The sequence below is a fragment of the Kitasatospora sp. NPDC088548 genome (genome assembly GCF_044753005.1).
In the GTDB taxonomy this organism is placed as follows: Bacteria; Actinomycetota; Actinomycetes; order Streptomycetales; family Streptomycetaceae; genus Kitasatospora.
The window spans coordinates 1-17,109 of record NZ_JBIVMI010000005.1 but is presented as its reverse complement, the minus strand read 5'-3'; the positions used below and the strand labels follow the sequence as shown (position 1 = coordinate 17,109).

General features: G+C 70.5%; 14 protein-coding genes and 4 pseudogenes. 9 read left to right on the top strand and 9 right to left on the bottom strand.

The window, feature by feature from the left end:
• Positions 1–519: 519 nt before the first annotated feature.
• Positions 520–1,089 (top strand): mucin-2, encoded by a 570-nt coding sequence (locus ACIP82_RS09190; RefSeq protein ID WP_400652382.1) that lies wholly within the window; start codon positions 520–522, stop codon positions 1,087–1,089.
• A 156-nt stretch (positions 1,090–1,245) separates the two neighbouring features.
• Here the strand turns inward: ACIP82_RS09190 and ACIP82_RS09185 are convergent, their stop codons facing one another.
• Positions 1,246–2,094 (bottom strand): polysaccharide deacetylase, encoded by an 849-nt coding sequence (locus ACIP82_RS09185; protein WP_400652379.1) that lies wholly within the window; start codon positions 2,092–2,094, stop codon positions 1,246–1,248.
• A gap of 46 nt (positions 2,095–2,140) precedes the next feature.
• Positions 2,141–3,007 carry a nitrilase-related carbon-nitrogen hydrolase gene (locus tag ACIP82_RS09180; protein ID WP_400652376.1) on the bottom strand — a complete coding sequence of 289 codons (867 nt, stop codon included), beginning with the start codon at positions 3,005–3,007 and terminating at the stop codon, positions 2,141–2,143.
• A 112-nt stretch (positions 3,008–3,119) separates the two neighbouring features.
• Here ACIP82_RS09180 and ACIP82_RS09175 point away from each other — a divergent pair, with 112 nt between their 5' ends.
• Together ACIP82_RS09175 and ACIP82_RS09170 are read left to right on the top strand one after the other, a co-directional pair.
• Positions 3,120–4,913: an ABC transporter substrate-binding protein gene (locus ACIP82_RS09175; protein WP_400652737.1), complete on the top strand. Its 1,794-nt coding sequence runs from the start codon at positions 3,120–3,122 to the stop codon at positions 4,911–4,913.
• Positions 4,897–5,199, top strand: a pseudogene (locus tag ACIP82_RS09170) (dienelactone hydrolase family protein); the annotation flags it as partial. The gene ACIP82_RS09175 and the pseudogene ACIP82_RS09170, both read left to right, overlap by 17 nt.
• A gap of 374 nt (positions 5,200–5,573) precedes the next feature.
• Here ACIP82_RS09170 and ACIP82_RS09165 read toward each other — a convergent pair.
• The 5 genes and pseudogenes from ACIP82_RS09165 to ACIP82_RS09145 form a co-directional block, all read right to left on the bottom strand.
• On the bottom strand, positions 5,574–6,110 hold the full coding sequence (locus tag ACIP82_RS09165; RefSeq protein WP_400652373.1) for an AMP-binding protein: 537 nt from the start codon (positions 6,108–6,110) through the stop codon (positions 5,574–5,576).
• Positions 6,056–6,964: a condensation domain-containing protein gene (locus ACIP82_RS09160; protein WP_400652371.1), complete on the bottom strand. Its 909-nt coding sequence runs from the start codon at positions 6,962–6,964 to the stop codon at positions 6,056–6,058. The genes ACIP82_RS09165 and ACIP82_RS09160 overlap by 55 nt, the downstream gene beginning before the upstream one ends.
• A gap of 3 nt (positions 6,965–6,967) precedes the next feature.
• On the bottom strand, positions 6,968–7,552 hold the full coding sequence (locus tag ACIP82_RS09155; protein WP_400652368.1) for a hypothetical protein: 585 nt from the start codon (positions 7,550–7,552) through the stop codon (positions 6,968–6,970).
• Positions 7,553–7,573: 21 nt separating this feature from the next.
• Positions 7,574–7,908: pseudogene (locus tag ACIP82_RS09150) on the bottom strand (AMP-binding protein); the annotation flags it as partial.
• 73 nt (positions 7,909–7,981) lie between these two features.
• Positions 7,982–8,203 (bottom strand): annotated as a pseudogene (locus ACIP82_RS09145) (AMP-binding protein); the annotation flags it as partial.
• 261 nt (positions 8,204–8,464) lie between these two features.
• Between ACIP82_RS09145 and ACIP82_RS09140 the strand changes: the two are divergent.
• The 3 genes and pseudogenes from ACIP82_RS09140 to ACIP82_RS09130 form a co-directional block, all read left to right on the top strand.
• A pseudogene (locus ACIP82_RS09140) lies at positions 8,465–8,707 on the top strand (class I SAM-dependent methyltransferase); the annotation flags it as partial.
• A gap of 6 nt (positions 8,708–8,713) precedes the next feature.
• Positions 8,714–9,409: a hypothetical protein gene (locus tag ACIP82_RS09135; protein ID WP_400652365.1), complete on the top strand. Its 696-nt coding sequence runs from the start codon at positions 8,714–8,716 to the stop codon at positions 9,407–9,409.
• A 161-nt stretch (positions 9,410–9,570) separates the two neighbouring features.
• A complete protein-coding gene (locus ACIP82_RS09130; protein WP_400652362.1) occupies positions 9,571–9,843 on the top strand; it encodes a hypothetical protein in 273 nt (90 codons plus the stop codon).
• Here the strand turns inward: ACIP82_RS09130 and ACIP82_RS09125 are convergent.
• Entirely contained in the window at positions 9,833–11,311 is a 1,479-nt protein-coding gene (locus ACIP82_RS09125; RefSeq protein WP_400652360.1) for a purine-cytosine permease family protein, read from the bottom strand. The genes ACIP82_RS09130 and ACIP82_RS09125 overlap by 11 nt on opposite strands.
• 145 nt (positions 11,312–11,456) lie before the next feature.
• A complete protein-coding gene (locus tag ACIP82_RS09120) occupies positions 11,457–13,496 on the bottom strand; it encodes a tetratricopeptide repeat protein (protein WP_400652358.1) in 2,040 nt (679 codons plus the stop codon).
• Positions 13,497–13,591: 95 nt separating this feature from the next.
• On the opposite strand from ACIP82_RS09120, the gene ACIP82_RS09115 reads away from it, so the two are divergent.
• The 3 genes from ACIP82_RS09115 to ACIP82_RS09105 all read left to right on the top strand — a co-directional run bounded on the left by ACIP82_RS09115 (position 13,592) and on the right by ACIP82_RS09105 (position 17,018).
• Positions 13,592–15,280: a hypothetical protein gene (locus ACIP82_RS09115; protein WP_400652356.1), complete on the top strand. Its 1,689-nt coding sequence runs from the start codon at positions 13,592–13,594 to the stop codon at positions 15,278–15,280.
• A 302-nt stretch (positions 15,281–15,582) separates the two neighbouring features.
• On the top strand, positions 15,583–16,791 hold the full coding sequence (locus ACIP82_RS09110) for a cytochrome P450 (protein ID WP_400652353.1): 1,209 nt from the start codon (positions 15,583–15,585) through the stop codon (positions 16,789–16,791).
• On the top strand, positions 16,788–17,018 hold the full coding sequence (locus ACIP82_RS09105; protein WP_400652350.1) for a ferredoxin: 231 nt from the start codon (positions 16,788–16,790) through the stop codon (positions 17,016–17,018). Before ACIP82_RS09110 ends, ACIP82_RS09105 begins: the two co-directional genes overlap by 4 nt.
• Positions 17,019–17,109 lie beyond the last annotated feature (91 nt).

Below are 17,109 nucleotides of genomic sequence, written 5' to 3'. Positions count from 1 at the left end.
CCTTCTGGGGGTACTTGGGGGCATCGCCCGCACCGATCAGGGTGTGGCCGGGAACGTCGGCGTACTGCCAGACGGCGGTGTCCCGGAAGAACTGGGAGAGCCCGGAGATCCGCTGGATCCGCGACATCACGCCCAGCGGCTTGCCGGTCCGCTCCGCAGGAGCCTGGGCGATGTGGCCTATCCAGTCGAGGCAGTGTTCCCGGGTGACGTCGGCGAAGGCGGTGATCTCGGGATGGTTCTCGCCGAGCCATACGCCGAACACCCGCACCGCGAGCTCCAGCTTGTCCACCGTCGACGGAGCATCGGTCAGCTCGCGTGCCGCCAGCCACTTCTGGGCGACCGCCAGCATGCACAGCGGCAGCTCCATCGGCGGCTTCCATGACGGCATCAGCTTGCGCGGCTGGGCGGCCACCTGGCCGCGACGGAACAGCACGACCTGCAGCTGGTGCAGATGCGTCATCCACTGCTTGGAGGCATTGTCGCGGTAGCTCTGCGCGGAGGGGTACCGTCCCGGCGGGGATGCCCCGCACGATGCCGCGGGGGCGGCTGCTGATCACGTACGGGACATCCCAGCTGGGCGGCGACCGGAACCATCAATGCGACGCCACCGCCGTGTGGACGTCGTCCGCAGGTACGCGGGCCTACGCCCTCCTCGATGGCGTCGGCGACACCCCGGCCGTCCGCACCTGGACCCCGGCCGCCGCCCGCCGCCTGGCCCGCGCCGCGGTCCTGCACGCGGACGCGGAAGCCGGCCTGCGCGCCGAGTACGACCACTACGCCGCAGAGCCCGCCCGGACCGCCGACCACGACCTTCCCACCGCCGCGGCCGTCGTCGTGGTGCACATCCCCGGCGGCCTGCTGTCGGTCGCCTGGTCCGGAGACGCACGCGCCTACCTCCTCCTGGACGGACACCTGCGCCTGCTCACCGAAGACCACAACGCACGCCGGGCCTACGGCACCGACCGGAACCTGATCACCGCCTGCCTCGGAGGAGACCAGAACGACCGCCAGACCGAAGAGGTCTGGGGCCACCCCGCCGTCGAAGTCGTCCGCGGACCGGCCTGGCCGGGCCGGCTGCTGCTCGCCTGATGACGGGCGTGTGGATGGAGCCCTGCCCGGCCTGCGATGCCCGCCGTCCCGCAGCCTCCGCTTTCATCCGCTGGCACCGAGACCCCGACCGTGATCCGGAGGGGCTGCCGCAGTTGTTCGGGGAGCGGTATGCACAACCCGGGGTGCGTGGTGGGGTCAGCCTCTGCCGGTGCCGGGCCGTGCGGTCCAGTCGCCGACCGCCTGGTTCACGGTGGAGAACCGCGCACCGTGTTCCTTGGCCCGGCGGATGATCCGTTCCAGGATGCGGATGCGCCCGGCGCGGCCGATGGACTGGGGGTGGAAGGTCTGGGTGAAGACCCCGTGCGGAACCTCCTCCACCATGAAGTCGAGATCCGCCAGCCAGCGGTTGGCCAGCCCCTCGACGTCGGTGGAGGCGGGCATCAACATCGGCGGGGCGAGGGCGAACTCCATGAAGGGGAAGTCGTCGAGGGTCCACGAGACGGGCACCTCGACCAGGTCCAGCTCGCGCCCGAACTCGACGGCCCGGTCACGGTGGATGATGTCGCCGGTACGGCAGCGGTACAGCTCGAAGTCGTGCCCCATCATGCTGCTGTCGTACGTGAACCCGAAGTCCGACAGCAGCCGTGTGGAGTTCGGGGAGAGATCGAACGCGGGCGACCGGTAGCCGGCCGGGCGGACTCCGAGAACCCGGTCGAGAGCGTCGAGTCCACGCTCCAGCACTTCGGACTCGGCGGCTTCGTCCAGGCTGGTCGGCCCCTCATGGGCGTAGCCGTGGTGGCCGATCTCATGGCCGGCGTCGCGAATGCGCTTGCACACGTCCGGGTAGGTGTCGACGTCCAGGCCGGGGATGTACCAGGTGGACGTGACTCCTTCACGCTCCAGCAGATCGAGGATGCGCGGGGTCGCGACGTTCGCCGCGAACTCGCCGCGCGACACATACGTCGGGGTGGACAGGCCCATAGTGCCCAGCCAGACGGAGATGGCGTCGAAGTCGAAGGTCAGGCATACGGTCGGTTTGGACATGGGTCCTCGTCTCCTTGATCGGGATGGTCGGTGGCCGAACGCGGACTCAGTGGGAGGGCCAGGCCCGGTAGCGCTCCGCGCGCCGGCGGCGGTCCGCGAAGGTCGTCGCGGCGCCCGTCTTCCGGTTCTCGGCGAGCCGCTGGAGATCGACATCGGCGACGGCGACCGCGTCGACGTTGGCGGCGGTCTCGGCCAGAACCCCGTTGTCGGGCCAGCCCGCGTCGCACGGGCCCAGGACCGCGCTGCGCGCCCAGGCCCCGGGCCAGGGCCCGCGTGCGGGACCGGCGACACCGGAGTGCACGGTGTAGATCTGGTTCTCGACGGCGCGGGCGGCGGCGCAGTGACGGACGCGCCAGAACCCGGCCTCGGTGATGGTGAGCGAGGGGACGAGGACGATCTGCACACCCTGCTCGGTGAGCGACGCGGAGCACTCCGGGATCTCGGCCTCGTAACAGATATTCACGCCGACGACGCCGAAGGGAAGTTCCACGACCGCCATACCGTCTCCCTCGCCGATACCGAGGGAATTTTCGAGTGGGAAGAGGTGGGTTTTGGCGTGCTCGTGCAGCAGCGCTCCGTCCGGCCCGAAAAGAGGAGCGACGTTGAGCAGGCCGCCATCCCCGGTACGGACCAGATGTGAACCGGCGAGGATGTACTGTCCGCGCTTCGCGGCCTCGCGGGCCATGAGTTCCCGGTACCGGTCGGTGAACCGTACGGTCTCGACCACAGGCTCCAGATCCACAGCGTCGCGCCAGCCGGGAACGGCCGTCATGAGTTCGAAGGTGACCAGTTCGGGCAGCACGACGAGGTCGGCGCCGACCGCTTGGTCGAGCAGATCCCGAAGATGTGCGGCGAACTCCTCGAAATCCGCGACTTCACGGAACGCTGAAGTGCAGCTGGCGATTCTGGGCATCAGGGTCTCCCTCGAGTCCGGTCGATGCCCGCATGCTGTCAGCGAAATCGTCAGAATTCGTCGGTCAAATGACCGACAAGCGGACAACACAGCCCCCGGTTACGATGCCCTGATGAGCACGTATCCGCCCCGTTTTTCCACGGTGATCGCCATGGTGTCCCGCGCGGGTGAGATCCGGGAGCGCCATCGCGGCGAAATCACCGTGCACGCCGGCCTTTCCCGCTATCTGCGCACGGCGGCTCGCATCGGGCTGCCCGCCCCTGTGTGTTTCGCCTGGGACACCGGCCCCGACCCGGTCGTACTCCCCAAGGAGCCCGACACGGGCCATCCCCAGATCCTGCGCGTCCATATCGCACCCGCCGGGCGTCCGTCCGGGGGCTGTCACGTCGAGGTCCGGCTGTTCGCGCCGGAGGAACGTTCCGGACTCACCGGGCGTGAGCTCCAGGTGCTGACCCTGGTCGCCTGCGGACTGACGAACCCCGACATCGCCACCCGCCTGACAGTTTCCCGGCGCACGGCCGCCACCCACGTTGAGCGGCTTCTGCACAAGCTGGGAGTCACCAGCCGCGCCGCGGCGACAGCGATCGCGCTGGACCGTGACCTGTTCACCCTCCCGGTACGGGGCGAGCTGGCGGGCCTCCCGTCGCTCGGCCCGCTGAGGCTGGAGGCGGCGGTACGCGACAACCCCGGGAGCCCGTCCACCCCCGACGCTCCACGACGGCGCGTCACCCGCCCGCGACCCCTGTTGATCGGCGCCGTCTATCCCTCCGCCGGGGACTGGCTCGGTGACGGCCTCAAGATGGAACAGGGCACCAGACTCGCCGTGGACGAGATCAACGAACGCGGCGGTGTAGCCGGCCGCAGGATCGAGCACATCCCGCTCCGGGTCAACATCCAGGACGGCCGGGCGATACAGCACGCGATCGAACGACTCGTCGGCGAGGACGTCGACGCGATCACCACGGGATACACGCTCCAGCGTTCCCGCGATTCACTCAGCGCGCAGTTCCTCCCCGCGGCCTCCGCGGGCTCTCCCCTACTGCACCATTCGACGTCGGCGAGCGCCGCCGATCTCATCGCCGAAGAGACCGACACGTTCAGCAACGTCTTCCAGGTGTGCGGCCGGGAGAGTGTCTACGGAACCGGCTTCGTCCGTATGCTCACCACGCTGCGCGACTCAGGAGCGTGGCGCCCCGCCTCGAACAGACTTCAGGTCTTCGACGCCGACGACACCGATATGACCACGTTCACCCCGTCCGCGATGGAAGCGGCCGAACGAGCCGGATGGCGGCCGGCCGTCGAACACATCAATTCCTTCGCGCCTGACTGGACCACCGTCATCAGCCAGATCCGCGACCTGGACCCCGCCGCCGTCATGATCGCCCACTTCGCCACGGCCCAGATGGCGGCCTTCGTACGCGAATTCCGGCGCGATCCGTCCGACGCCCTGCTGTACGCCCTGTACTCGCCCTCGGTTCCCCAATTCCTCGACCAGGCCGACGGCCGCGCCGAGGGAATGCTCTGGGCGACCGTCAGCGGACTGTACGGCGACAACTTCGGCCATCAATTCGAGCGACGGTTCCTCCGGCGCTTCGGGAGCACACCCGGATTGTCCAGCGCGGGAATCCGCTACGACATGATCCACCTACTGGCCGCCGCATGGTCACAATGCGACTCGCCCCACGACACCGAAGAGGTCAACCGCGTCCTGCGCCGCATCGTCCATCGCGGGGTCAACGGCTCCTACCATTTCGGCTCTCCCGACCAGACCAACCTGGTCTACCCGGACCAGACGACCGACCCGTCCATCGCGCAAGCCCACCTCGTCTACCAGGTCCAGGACGGCCACCATCACATCATCGCCCCCACGCCGTACTCCACCGCGCCCTTCCGGCCGGTGGCCTGAGACCGCGACCGCCTCCGGACCGCGCCGGAGCTGCCCGGTGTGGGCCGGGGTCGGGTCGGAAGACCCGATCATGCCGCCCGCGCAACGGGACGCGTTCACCGCCGAGATGCAGGCCGCGGGCGTCGACTGGCGCCTCGTGGTCTACGGCGGAGCCTTGCACGCCTTCCACTACCCGCCGGTCGACCACACCGTGCTCCCCGGCGTCGGCCACCACCCACGGCACGCGCAGCGGGCCTGGCGCGACGTCGTCGACCTGCTCGCCGAGTGCCTGCCCGTGACGGAGTGATCTGGTCAGCAACCGCGATTCCGGGCCGCGAACCAGGCCGGTCGACTCGGGGGCTTCTTCGTGCAGCAGGTCGGTGCCGTCGATACGGCTGCCCAGCAGGCGGACCCAGCCCAACAGGAAGCCGTTGATGCTCTGGTGGGTCCGGTGCTTGGCGCCGCAGGCACGCTCGCGGTCGAAGGCCAGGAAGCGGAGGTAAGTGGCGAAGTCCGCTCGGGATTCCACCTGCTGCCAGGAGTCGATGTTTCGGGATGCGGGCACATCGAGAGACTACGAGGCCGCTGGCCTGCGTTGGGACGGACCGGATCAACTGAGACGACACCCGGCATCCAGGCTTCCGGGACCAGATAGCCTGAGATTTTCGGCGTCCGGGCGTCTCAAGTGATCTGGTCGCCGCAGGTCACAGCCCTACTCGCAGAGCAGACCATTTGAGACGGGACACCCCCTGTCGCGAGGGGTGCTGTCGTGCGCTGTGACCTGGGCGGACGCCTGCTTTCCCCGTGTGTGGTCGGGGCGCTGAACACCTCGTCCATGGCGGCGCAGAAACCGCTCATATTGCGGTGCTCGACCATGACGCCCTTGGGGCGGCCGGTGGAACCGGACGTGTAGATCACGTACGCGAGGTCGGCGGGGCCGGCCGCCGGGTGCGGCGGGCCGGACGGGTGGCCGGTGAGGTCGAGTCGGTCCACCTCAAGGACCTCGGTGCATTCCGGGACATCCGGCGGCCGGGCCGAGGTGGACCGGACGAGCACGAACGCGGCCGAGGCGTCGCCGAGGATGTACGCGGTGCGCTCTGTAGGGGCGCCTGGGTCGAGCGGCAGATACGCGCCGCCCGCCTTGAGCACCGCCAGCAGGGAGATCACCAGCTCCGGAGAGCGGAGGAGGTACAGCCCGACCAGGGTCCCCGGTCCCACCCCTCGTCGGCGCAGCGCGCGGGGGAGAGCAGCGGCAGCCGGTCCACCGGGGTGTCCGGGGCGGCGACCGCCACCCGCAGCACGGTCCGCCACTCGTCGAGGAGGCGTTCCGCGGTGTCCCGGGCGTAGAGGTCGGTGGCGTACTCCAGTCCCGCGCGTAGGCCGTCCGGGCAGTCCTCGGTCAGGGCGCCCGTCGACAGTCCGGGCAGCGCGAACCCCTCGGTGGGGGTGTTCTGGAGGATGAACATGTGCTGGAAGAGGGGGCTGTGACTGAGCGACCTCTCCGGTTGCAGCACTTCCACCAGCTGTTCGAACGGCATCTCCTCGTGGGCGAATCCGTCCATGGTCACGGTCCGCACCCGGTCGGTCAGCTCCCGGAAACTGGGGGAGCCCGCGGTGCTCACCCGCAGCACCAGGGTGTTGGCGAAGAAGCCGATCAACGGCTCCATCTCCAGGGCGGGCCGTCCGGCGACGGGCGTCCCGATCGTCAGGTCCTCGGTGCCGGAGCGGCGCGACAGCACAACGATCCAGGCGGCCAGCAGCACCATGAACAGCGTCGCCCCGGACTCACGGGCGAGTGCGTGGACATCGCCCAGGAGCTCCCGGTCGAGATGGCAGTGCTCGACCGCCCCGCGGTAGGACTGGGTCGGCGGCCGGGGCCGGTCGGTGGGCAGTTCCAGCCGGGCCGGCGCGCCCGCGAGCCGGTCGCGCCAGTAATCGACGGTGTCCTGGAGCTTCCCGGAGGCGAGCCGGGCGTGCTGCCAGTCCGCGTACTGGACGGGGAGTTCGGGGAGCGTGCCGGGGGTCGCGCCGGTGCGTGCGCCGTAGAGGGTGAACAGTTCCCGGAAGATCACCCTCTACGGCGCACGCACCGGCTCGACCTGGAGCACCTCCCCGAAGGCCTTGGCGACCGACTTCTCGGTGTCGGTCGTCGGCTCGGTGTAGCAGGCACCCTCGGGCCTTTGATACGGGCCGGGTTCGGGAAGCCGCTTGCGTTCGACCTTGCCGGCGTTGGAGAGCGGCAGCGCGTCGAGTGGGACGAAGACCTGGGGGGTCATGTGCTCGGGCAAGGTGCGCCGGCAGTGCCGGCGCAGGGTCCCGGCGTCCACCGTGGCCCCCGGCTGCGGGACCACCCAGGCGATCAGCTGCTGTTCGGCGCCGTCGGTGCCGTGCAGGTCCACGACGGCCTCGCGAACGGAGGGGTGGGCCATCACCCGGTTCTCGATCTCGCCGAGTTCGACCCGGAAGCCGCGCACCTTGACCTGCCGGTCGATGCGGCCCAGGTACTCGATCTCCCCGTCGGCCCGGAAGCGAGCAAGGTCCCCGGTGCGGTACACGCGCTCGCCCGGCGCCCCGTGGAACGGGTCATGCACGAAGCTCGCCTCGGTCAGCTTCGGCTGGTTCAGATAGCCCCTGGCGAGGCAGGGGCCGGCGACGTGCACTTCGCCGGGCACCCCTGCGGGGACCGGGGTACCCAGGGCGTCCAGCAGATAGATCCGGACGTTGTCGATGGGCGTCCCACCGGCGGCAGCGCGGGCCAGCCGGTGACCGGGCCGGTGAGTGTGAGAGCCGTGACGACATGCGCCTCGGTCGGTCCGTAGTGGTTGTGCAGAACCGCCGGGACATGGGTGAACAGCGCGGTCAGCTGCGGGGTCACCCGTAGCTGTTCTCCGGCCACGAAGACATCCCGCAGTGTCATGGGCCACTGCTCGCGGGCCGTGGCCACCTCCGCCAGCTGCTGGAACACCACATAGGGCAGGAACAGTCGGGTGATCCGCTTCTCGATGACGTGCCGCAGCAGCGCGTCCGCGTCCCGGCGGACATCCTCCGGTACGAGTACGAGCGTGCCCCCCCACCGCCCAGGTGGCGAAGCTCTCCTGAAGGCAGATGTCGAAGGTGAGCGGTGCGAACTGCAGGGTGCGGTCGTCCGCCTCGAAGGGGGTGCGCCGGGTCTGCCAGGCGATCATGTTGGACAGGCCCTCATGGCGCATGGCCACGCCCTTCGGGCGCCCGGTCGAGCCCGAGGTGTAGATGACGTAGGCGAGGTCGTCCGGCGCCGGTTCGGTCTCCGGCGGGGCGTCGCTCTCACGCACCGTTGCCAAGTAGAGGAATTGGCCGTCACCGACCGGGAGACAGGTGATGTCCCCGACGTAGCGGGTGTTCGGCTGATCGGCGGTGAAGTCGCGTCCCAGCAGGTCCGGAACCGGCACCGCCGAGGGCTTGGGGAGGCGTTGTCAGGTTGAGTGAGTCTTCGGCGGTGTGATCCGGTTCGGGGCGTGTCTGGCCGCGGTGGTGGTGTCTGGTTCAGGCCGTGGTGGGCAGGGCGGTGGTTCCGGTGATCTGGTCCCAGACGGCTGGCCGGACATCAGGTCGTCGGCAGCGACCTGAGCCCAGTCGCCGCCGCGCGCGCTGCCGTCGAGGCGGCGGCCCGAGGCGGCAGGCCTCCAGCGGCTGCGGCCGACATGCGCCGACTGCCGTTCGGTGACAAGGTCTTCGACGTCCTGCTCTGCTCGGACAACTCACTCCCGCACTTGCTCTCCGGGCAAGATCTCCGGGCGGCACTCCTCGGCATGAGACGGGTGCTCCGAGACGACGGACTGTTGATGATCACTATCCGGGCCTATGACGAGGCGCGCCAGACCAAACCCACGGCGACACCTCCCCGTGAAGCACTGGCTGCGGCCGCCATCGGCCGCTTGCCGTTGATCGAAGCGCGCATGCTCGCCTGGCTGGCCTGCCAGGCCGCCGCCGCGCAGCAGGCGACCGTACGGCAGCTTGCCGGACTTCCGGGCCCGGCGGGTCGGCCGATCGGTGTGAAGGAGGCCGTTCAGATCACGTGCGACCTCATGGACACGGGCCTTGTCGTCGTGCCTGGCCTGACCGGTGCGGGGCTCGACCAGCCGCTGCCCGTCTTCACCGCCAGCTACCGGCGCCCGGAGACGAAGGTGGTCGAGAAGCGGGTGGAGATCGTCTCGACCCGGCATGGCACGCTGCGGATCGTCGGCACCATCGGCCTGCTCAGGATTCCGGCCGAGCTCCCGGACGATCTCCGCGGGCGGCTTCTCGCGCTCGGCGCTGAGTTCCGGCGGATCGTCACCACCGGTCCGGGCGACCTGCCGGAGGTGATCGAGCGGCACCAGCGCAAGGCCGACGCCCTGCGCGAGTGGGAGCGGCACCCGCTCGGCAACGAGCGCGTGCGCACCGAGGCCGACCGCGCCCAGTGCGCCGCCGACGCCGCCCGCCAGCAGTACGCCAACCAGCAGGCCAAGCAGCGCACGAAGAAGGCGAGGACCGGCTGACGAAGCGGCCTGGTTTCCGCCGGGCCGCGCCGACACCGGTGGCGCGATCCCGGTCACGGACAAACCGGGAGGACAAGGCCCCTGATCGGGGTATTCCGGGCGGGACAAGGTGCCTGGTCAAGGAGTGGGACAAGGGGGCCGGTCAGACGGCGGACAAGGGGGTGGTGTGCAGTGTCGGCGACACCCGGGCGCTCGCCCGGGTGCCGGGGCCGGCCACCGCTGCTGAGGCCTCGCTGCGCCGGCGGGGCGCCCGGACCCACGACCTGTGGCTGTGGCCGACCGTCTACCCGCAGACCGGCCGTGAGGGGCTGCTGCCGGTCGCGCTGGTCCTGGAGGCCGGCCGCAAGCGCCCCCGGCGACCGGGCAGCAAGCCGTTCACCGCCGAGGGCGGTCCGGGGGCGTGCGGAGGTTCGCGTCGTGCGGTCAGGCGGTGACCCGTTCGGTCCGCTCCGCCTGGAGGCCGGCGGGCCGCTCGGCGGTGGCGGAGGTGTTCTCCCGGGGTGCGGGGAGCACGGCCATGATCACGCCGGAGATCACGACGGTCGCCGCCCAGGCGAGCCCGTACCTGCCGACGGGGGTGTCGGAGAGCGGGCCGGCGAACCAGTCGCACTTGGTGAAGGCGAGCCCGATCAGCAGCGCGAGCACCCAGGACGTCATCGCCTGCCAGCAGAAGCCGCCCGCGTACCAGTACCGGCTGTTCCTGCTGGTGTCCATCAGCGCGGCGGCGTCGTAGCGCACCGCACGCGACCGGCGCCGGAACATGTCCACCGCGTAGACGCCGATCCAGGCCGAGAAGGAGACGGCGAGCAGGATCAGGAAGGTGATGAAGGAGCCCAGGAAGCTCTTGGCGACCAGCATCAGCAGCAGGCCGCCGACCAGCGAGATCACGGCGTTGATGCTGACGGCCAGGGCGCGCGGCAGCCTGACGCCCATGGTCTGCGCGGTGAAGCCGGCCGAGTACATGGAGAGGCTGTTGATCAGCAGCATGCCCACGATCGCGGTCAGTAGGTAGGGCACGGCCAGCCAGGTCGGCAGCAGGTCACCGAGGAAGGAGACCGGGTCCGCGGCCTGCGCCAGGCCAGGCGAGGCCACCGCCATCACGGCACCCATCAGCACCATCGGGACCATCACCAGGCCGGCACCGGAAACCGTCACGCCGACGATCTTCCTGCCGGAGGCGGCGTGCGGCAGGTAGCGGGCGAAGTCCGGGCCGGTGGGGACCCAGCTGATGCCACCGGCGGCGATGGTCCCGATGCCGGCGATCATCATCGCGGTGGTACCCGCGGGCTTGGCGAAGACCTCGCTCCAGTTCATGGTCGCGACCAGGTAGCCCAGCACCAGCACGCTGAAGATGCCGAAGAGGTACGTCGACCAGGTGTTGCAGACGTTCAGTGCCTTCCGGCCCATGCCGGAGACCAGGAAGGTGCAGGCGACGAAGGTGAAGAGCGTGATCACGATCAGCGCGGTGTTGCTCTTGACGCCGAAGAGCAGGTCGAGGACCGTCAGTACGGCGTAGGCACCGGTGACGGCGTTGATCGTCTCCCAGCCGAACCGGGCGATCCAGAGGATCGCGCCGGGGAAGAGGTTCCCGCGCACCCCGAAGGTGGCCCGCGAGAGGGTCGCGCCCGGTGCCCCGCCCCACTTCCCGGAGACCGACAGCACGCCGACCATGCCGAACGAGACGAGCGCGGCACACGCCGCGACGATCAGGACCTGCCAGAAGTTCAACCGGTTGAACACCACCAGGGCGGCGCCCATGGTGAGCAGCAGGACGCTGATGTTCGCCGCGATCCAGGTCGGGAAGAGCTCGCGGACTCTGCCCCCGCGCTCGTGGTCGGGGACGGGTTCGATACCGCGTGTCTCTATCGCGCCGCGGGTGTCGGCGTCGGACGGGTTGTCCATGAGGGTGGCTCCGTGCGTGTGAAGCGGAGATTAATCGGACAAATGGAATATTCATGGAACTCTTCGCGCGTAGCGCGGGAGTTGAGTCATCCTACTTTGTCCACTTCGCTTCCAGCGGGGGGCGGTGGGTTCGCTGACCTCGAAGTCAGGACGCGGCCAGGGACTCCAACCCGTCGAGGCTGTAGCTGGTCACCTTCACGAGGCCTGCCCGGCGGGCGAGGGCGAGGGCCCGGGTCCAGTAGTCCCTCGCGGCGTCGGTCCGTCCGGAGCGGGCGTGCACGGTGGCGGTCACCTGCAGCGCCACCGCGGCGGCGCTGTGGTCTCCGAGTGCTTCGGCGATGGACAGCGCCTCGGCCAGGGTCGCCAGGGCGTCCTGCCGCCGGCCGAGGGCGGCCAGGGATTCGCCCAGGCTGGTCAGTGTCGTGGGTACCAGGGAGGGCAGCTCGCGCCGGAACACCTCGGTGTACCGGCGGAGGATCCGCTCGGCCTCCTCGGCGTTCCCCGTCGCCAGGTGCAGCTTGGCCAGGGTGCACAGGGCCACCGGGTTGTCCCCGCCGTCGACGCTCCGGAAGAGGGCGATGGACTCGTGGGCGGCCGTGATGCCCTCGGTGAGCCGACCCTCCTTGAGGAAGGTCAGCGCCCTGACGAGCAGGACCATGGCCAGGCCCTCCTTGACGTCCTCCTCGGCATAGACCTCCTCCGCGGTGTTCAGGTGCGCCAGGCACCCGGCGTGGTCCCAGTTGTGGCCGGAGATCGTCGCGAGGACGACGTACAGGCGGGCCTCGGCCCGCCGTGCCCCGTGTGCCCGCGCGAGGTCCAGCGCATTTGTCACGAGGGGGCCCCAGTGGCCCTCCCACCAGTAGCTGGTCCCGTAGCCGGTGAGCAGGCCGACGATCTGCCAGGCCGGTTCGGGGCGGCCGGAGGCGCCCGCCCGGCGGACGGCTGTCCGGATCGCCGGCATCTCCTGGCGCAGCCAGGCCAGGGCGTCCGTGGGAGAGGCGAGTCGGGGCAGCGGCGCGGGGGAGGGGGCGAGCCCGTCCACCGGTTCGGTGTCGCCCCAGTAGGGGGTGCTGAGCGTGCCGGCGTGGTGGACCGCGCGGGCGTACCAGGCCAGCAGGCGGTCATGCGCGGCCGCTTGGTTCTGCGAAGGTTCCTGGGTGCGCGCCAGTTCCGCCGCGTAGCCGGCGACCAGATCGTGGAGGACGTAGGTGTGCGGGGCGGGTGACTGGATCATCTGGGCGTCGACCAGGGTGTCCAGCAGGTCGAGGGTGCGGTCGATCGGCTCGTCCAGCAGGGCCGAGGCCGCTTCGAGGGACAGCGGGAAGCCCGGCCACACTCCCAGCAGGCGGAAGGCCCGGGCGGAGCCCGCCTCCCCGGCACCGTCGTTCTCCAGGAGCGTCTGGTAGCTCATGGCGAACGCGGCCCGCACCGACGTGTCGTCCGCGGTCAGCAGTTCCAGCGTTTGCGGTGCGTCCTCCAACCGGTCGGCGAGCACGCTCAGCGGCCAGCCCGGGCGGTTGGCGATCCGGCCGCCGGCGAGGCGGATGGCCAGGGGCAGACCGCCGCACACGGCCAGGATGCGTCGGACGGCCTCGGGCTCGGCCGCGACCCGGTGCTCGCCGCACACCAGGGCGAGCAGGTCACGGCCTTCCGTGCCGAGCGGCCGCAACGGGATGCGGACGGCGTCGAGTTGCCCGGACGGGGCCCGGCGGGTGGTCACGATCACGGCGGACGGCCCCGCCCCGGGAATCAGCGGGGCGATGCGGGTGAGGTCGTGCGCGTTGTCCAGCAGCACGAGGACGCGGCGCCGGGCCAGGTGGTCGCGGTACAGGGCGGCCCGGTCGTCGAGGTGGTCGGGCAGGCAGCTCCCGCTGACGCCCAGGTCGGTGAGGAACCGTGCCAGGACGTCGTTCAGTTCGCGCTCGGGGCCGGTGCCGTAGCCGTTGAGGTTGACGTACAGCTGTCCGTCCGGGTAGGCCTCCCGCAGGAGGTGGGCCGCGTGCACGGCCAGGGTGGTCTTCCCCAGGCCGCCCATGCCGTAGACCACCACCACCGGAACGGTTCCGACGAGGTCCGCCGGGGTGCCCTCCGGCGGCGCGCGGAGCGCGGCGGTCACCTGGCCGAGCTCGCGTTCGCGTCCGATGAGGACGGAGGCGGTACGGGGCAGTTGGTGCGGGGCGCGCACGGCCGTTCCGCACATCCGTCCGGTCGGGGGTGAACGGACCGCGGTGGCTCGCTCCTCCTCGCTCCGGTGACGTGCGAACTCCCTGGAGACCACACATGCGCACCACCAGCCCAGCCCTCCGCGCGGCGTCCCTCCTGCTCACCGCCGGTCTCGCCGGGCTCGCCCTGGGATCCGCCCCGGCGAACGCCGACCCGGGCCCGGGAGTCGAGTACGCCTCACCGGGGCAGGGCGAGGCCCGCGCCCTGTCGACGGCCCTGGCGGCCGGACCCCGGATCAGCCGCTCCGAGGTCCTGTCCCGGGCCAAGTCCTGGGTGTCACTCGGCCTGGACTACAGCTGGTCCGCCTACCACGACGGGTACCGTCAGGACTGCTCCGGCTACGCCTCGATGGCCTGGAAGCTGGGCACCCCCGGCCTGGACACCACCAGTTTCATCCCGAGCGGAGTCGCGTCGAGGATCGGCAAGGAGGACCTCCGGCCGGGCGACGCGCTGCTGAACGACGCCGCGGGCAAGGACGGCCACATCGTCCTGTTCGACCGCTGGGCCAACGCCGCGCACACGTCCTACCTGGGCTACGAGTTCAGCGGGAGCGGTGTCCACCACCGCACCATCCCGTACCCGTACTTCCCCGAATACATCAAGGGCAACGGTTACGCCCCGGTCCGCAACAACAGCATCGTCGACGACACCACCCCGCCGCCGGACCCGCAGGTGCCCGCGTCGTCACTGGTGTCGGGGAAGGTGGCGACCGTCTACAACCCGGACACGAAGACCGCCGAGGCGTTCGCCATCGACACCGACGGCCACATGCGCCACTCCTACAGCACCGATCGCGCCGCCTGGTCGGCCTGGCTCGCCATCGACGACTCGTTCGTCTTCACGGGCAGTCCGGCGGCGGTCTACAACCCGGTCAGCAAGGTGGCCGAGGTGTTCGCCACCGGCGCCGCCGAGGGGATCATCTCGCACTCCTACCTGTTCAACGGCGGCGCGCAGTGGAGCAGCTTCCGGACCATCGGCGACGGGTTCAGGTTCGGCGGCAGCCCGGCGGCCGTGTACAACGCGACGACCAACGCCATCGAGCTCTTCGGCATCGGCAAGAACGGCGTGCTGAACCACACCTACAACCTCAACGCCGGCGCCTACGACGGCTGGGAATCCCTCGACAGCAACAAGAAGTTCGCCGTCGGAACGCCGGCCGCCCTCTACAACCCCGACACGAAGACCGCCGAGGTGTTCGCCACCGGCACCGACGGCACCGTCGTCCACAACTGGTCCACCGCAGGCGGCCACTTCCAGGGCTGGGACAGCACCAACTTCACCGGCTTCACATTCGCCTCCAACCCGGCCGTGGCCTACAACCCGGTGAACAAGGTGACCGAGGTGTACGCCGTCGGCGGCGACGGGGTCATGTCCCACAACTACCTGTTCAACGGCTCCGCCTGGCACGGCTGGGAGACCCTCGACGAAGGCTTCCGGTTCGGCGGCAGCCCGGCGGCCGTGTACAACGCGACGACCAACGCCATGGAGGTCTTCGGCATCGGCAAGGACGGCGTGCTGAACCACACCTACAACCTCAACGCCGGCGCCTACCAGGGCTGGGAGTCCCTCAACACCAAGTGGGCGTTCACCGGCACCCCGTCGGCCCTCTACGAGCCCGACGCCCGCTCCGCCGAGGTCTTCGCCATCGGCAGCGCCGACGGAAAGGTCTCCCACTCCTACACCGCCGACGGCAAGCCCATGAGCCCCTGGTACACCATCGACGGCGTCCGGGCCAAGACCGGCTGACCTCGGGCGACCACCGGTCGACCCCACCGCCCGGGCCGCGATCCCCCGGGCCGCGGTCCGGGCACGGCGTCCGGCCGGCCGGCTGCAGAGGGCGGCGGCGCGGCGGGTTGTCACCGCAGGCCGACGGCGCCCGGTGGCTGACTGTGCGTGCCGGCGGTGTTACGCTCCAGAGAGAAGAGAGAGCTGACTCTCACTTGTTGGCCAGGGATGCCGTTCGTCCGTCCCGGGCCTGGACGTGCAGGAGAGGGCGGTTCCGCCAAGCGTTCACTGCTCTTGTGGCCTTTGGCCGGCGAGGAGAGACCATGACCGCACCCGCACCGCAGTTACCCTTCGAGCGCCCCAACGCCCTGGAATTGGCGCCGCTGCTCGCGCGTCTGCGCGAGGAAGGCCCGATCACGCGGGTGACCACACCCGCCGGTGACCCGGCTTGGCTGGTGACCCGTTACGAGGAGGCCCGGGTGGTCCTGGGCGACACCCGGTTCTCCCGGCTGCGCCCCGATTCCGAGGACGCGCCGAGGATCTCGGAGTCGGCGCTGCACACGCGCCCCGCCCCCACACCCGAGGAAGAGGACCGCGAGTACACGCGGATGCGGCGGATGCTGACGCCCGCGTTCAGCGCGCCGCGGATGCGCCGGCTGGGCGGGAGGATCGGGGAGCTCGCCGCATCCTGCCTGGAGGCGATGGACGAGGAGCGTTCGCGGGATCCGGAACGTGCCGTCAACCTGCATGACCACCTGTCGTTCCCGTTGCCGGTGATGGTGATCTGCGAGCTGCTGGGTGTGCCGGTCGCGGACCGGGACCTGCTGCGCGGCTGGTCGGAGCGGATCGGCGCGCTGTACGACGGGGCCGACGGGGCCGCGGCCATGGCCGAGTTCGAGGCGTACGTGGCCGCCATCGCCGAGGAGAAGCGCAAGAAGCCGGGGCAGGACGTGATCAGCGACATCCTGGCCGTGCAGGCGGAGGACCCCTCGTTCACCGAGGGGGAGATGACCCGGCTGGCGGTGGGGCTGCTGTTCGCGGGCCACGAAACGACGTCGGCCCGGATCGACCTGGGGGTCCTGTTCCTGCTGAGCGACACCGGCCGGCGGGACCGCTTCGTCGCCGACCCGGAGGTGCTGGCCCGCGCCACCGTGGAGGAGGTCCTGCGGATGTCCGCGCCCGGTGGGCTGGGCCTGACCCGCTACGCCCGCGAGGACGTCACCGTCGCGGGGACCGCGATCGCGCGGGGCGAGGCGGTGCTGGTGGCGATCAACGCCGCGAACCGGGACGGGCGGGCGTTCGAGGGGCCTGACACCTTCGACCCGTCGCGTTCCCCCAACGCGCACCTGGCCTTCGGGCACGGCGGTCACTACTGCATCGGCAACGTGCTGGCACGCACCGAGATGCAGGTCGCGCTGACCGCGCTGTTCCGGCGCTTCCCCGGCCTGCGGCTGGCGGTGGACGCGCGCAGCCTGCGCGACCACTCCGAACGGCTCGCGGGCGGCCTCGGCGAGGTCCCGGTCCTGTGGTGAACGGGGAGCAACCGCGCGAGTGGTCTGTCGCGCGGGTGGAGGCGGACACCTCGCGGTGCGTGTCGTCGGGGCAGTGCGCGGTGACCGCGCCGCTGGTGTTCGACCAGGACGAGGCCGGGCAGGTCGTCGTGCTCGCCGCCGAGCCCGGCGGACGGGCGGCGGAACAGGCCCGCCAGGCGGCCGCCATGTGCCCGGCCTCGGCGATCCGGCTGCATCCGGCGCCCTAGGGCGCGTATTCGGTCGTGATCAATCTGTGTGATTCACCTTCGCGGCGGGTCCTGATCCGGTAGACCGTGGTGTGTGACGCGAGCGCAACTG

Excerpts from the sequence above, each read along its gene's own strand:
- ACIP82_RS09190 (WP_400652382.1), top strand. The coding sequence starts at position 520 with ATGCCCCGCACGATGCCGCGGGGGCGGCTGCTGATCACGTACGGGACA.
- ACIP82_RS09185 (WP_400652379.1), bottom strand. The coding sequence starts at position 2,094 with ATGTCCAAACCGACCGTATGCCTGACCTTCGACTTCGACGCCATCTCC.
- ACIP82_RS09180 (WP_400652376.1), bottom strand. The coding sequence starts at position 3,007 with ATGCCCAGAATCGCCAGCTGCACTTCAGCGTTCCGTGAAGTCGCGGAT.
- ACIP82_RS09175 (WP_400652737.1), top strand. The coding sequence starts at position 3,120 with ATGAGCACGTATCCGCCCCGTTTTTCCACGGTGATCGCCATGGTGTCC.
- ACIP82_RS09135 (WP_400652365.1), top strand. The coding sequence starts at position 8,714 with ATGATCACTATCCGGGCCTATGACGAGGCGCGCCAGACCAAACCCACG.
- ACIP82_RS09125 (WP_400652360.1), bottom strand. The coding sequence starts at position 11,311 with ATGGACAACCCGTCCGACGCCGACACCCGCGGCGCGATAGAGACACGC.
- ACIP82_RS09115 (WP_400652356.1), top strand. The coding sequence starts at position 13,592 with ATGCGCACCACCAGCCCAGCCCTCCGCGCGGCGTCCCTCCTGCTCACC.
- ACIP82_RS09110 (WP_400652353.1), top strand. The coding sequence starts at position 15,583 with ATGACCGCACCCGCACCGCAGTTACCCTTCGAGCGCCCCAACGCCCTG.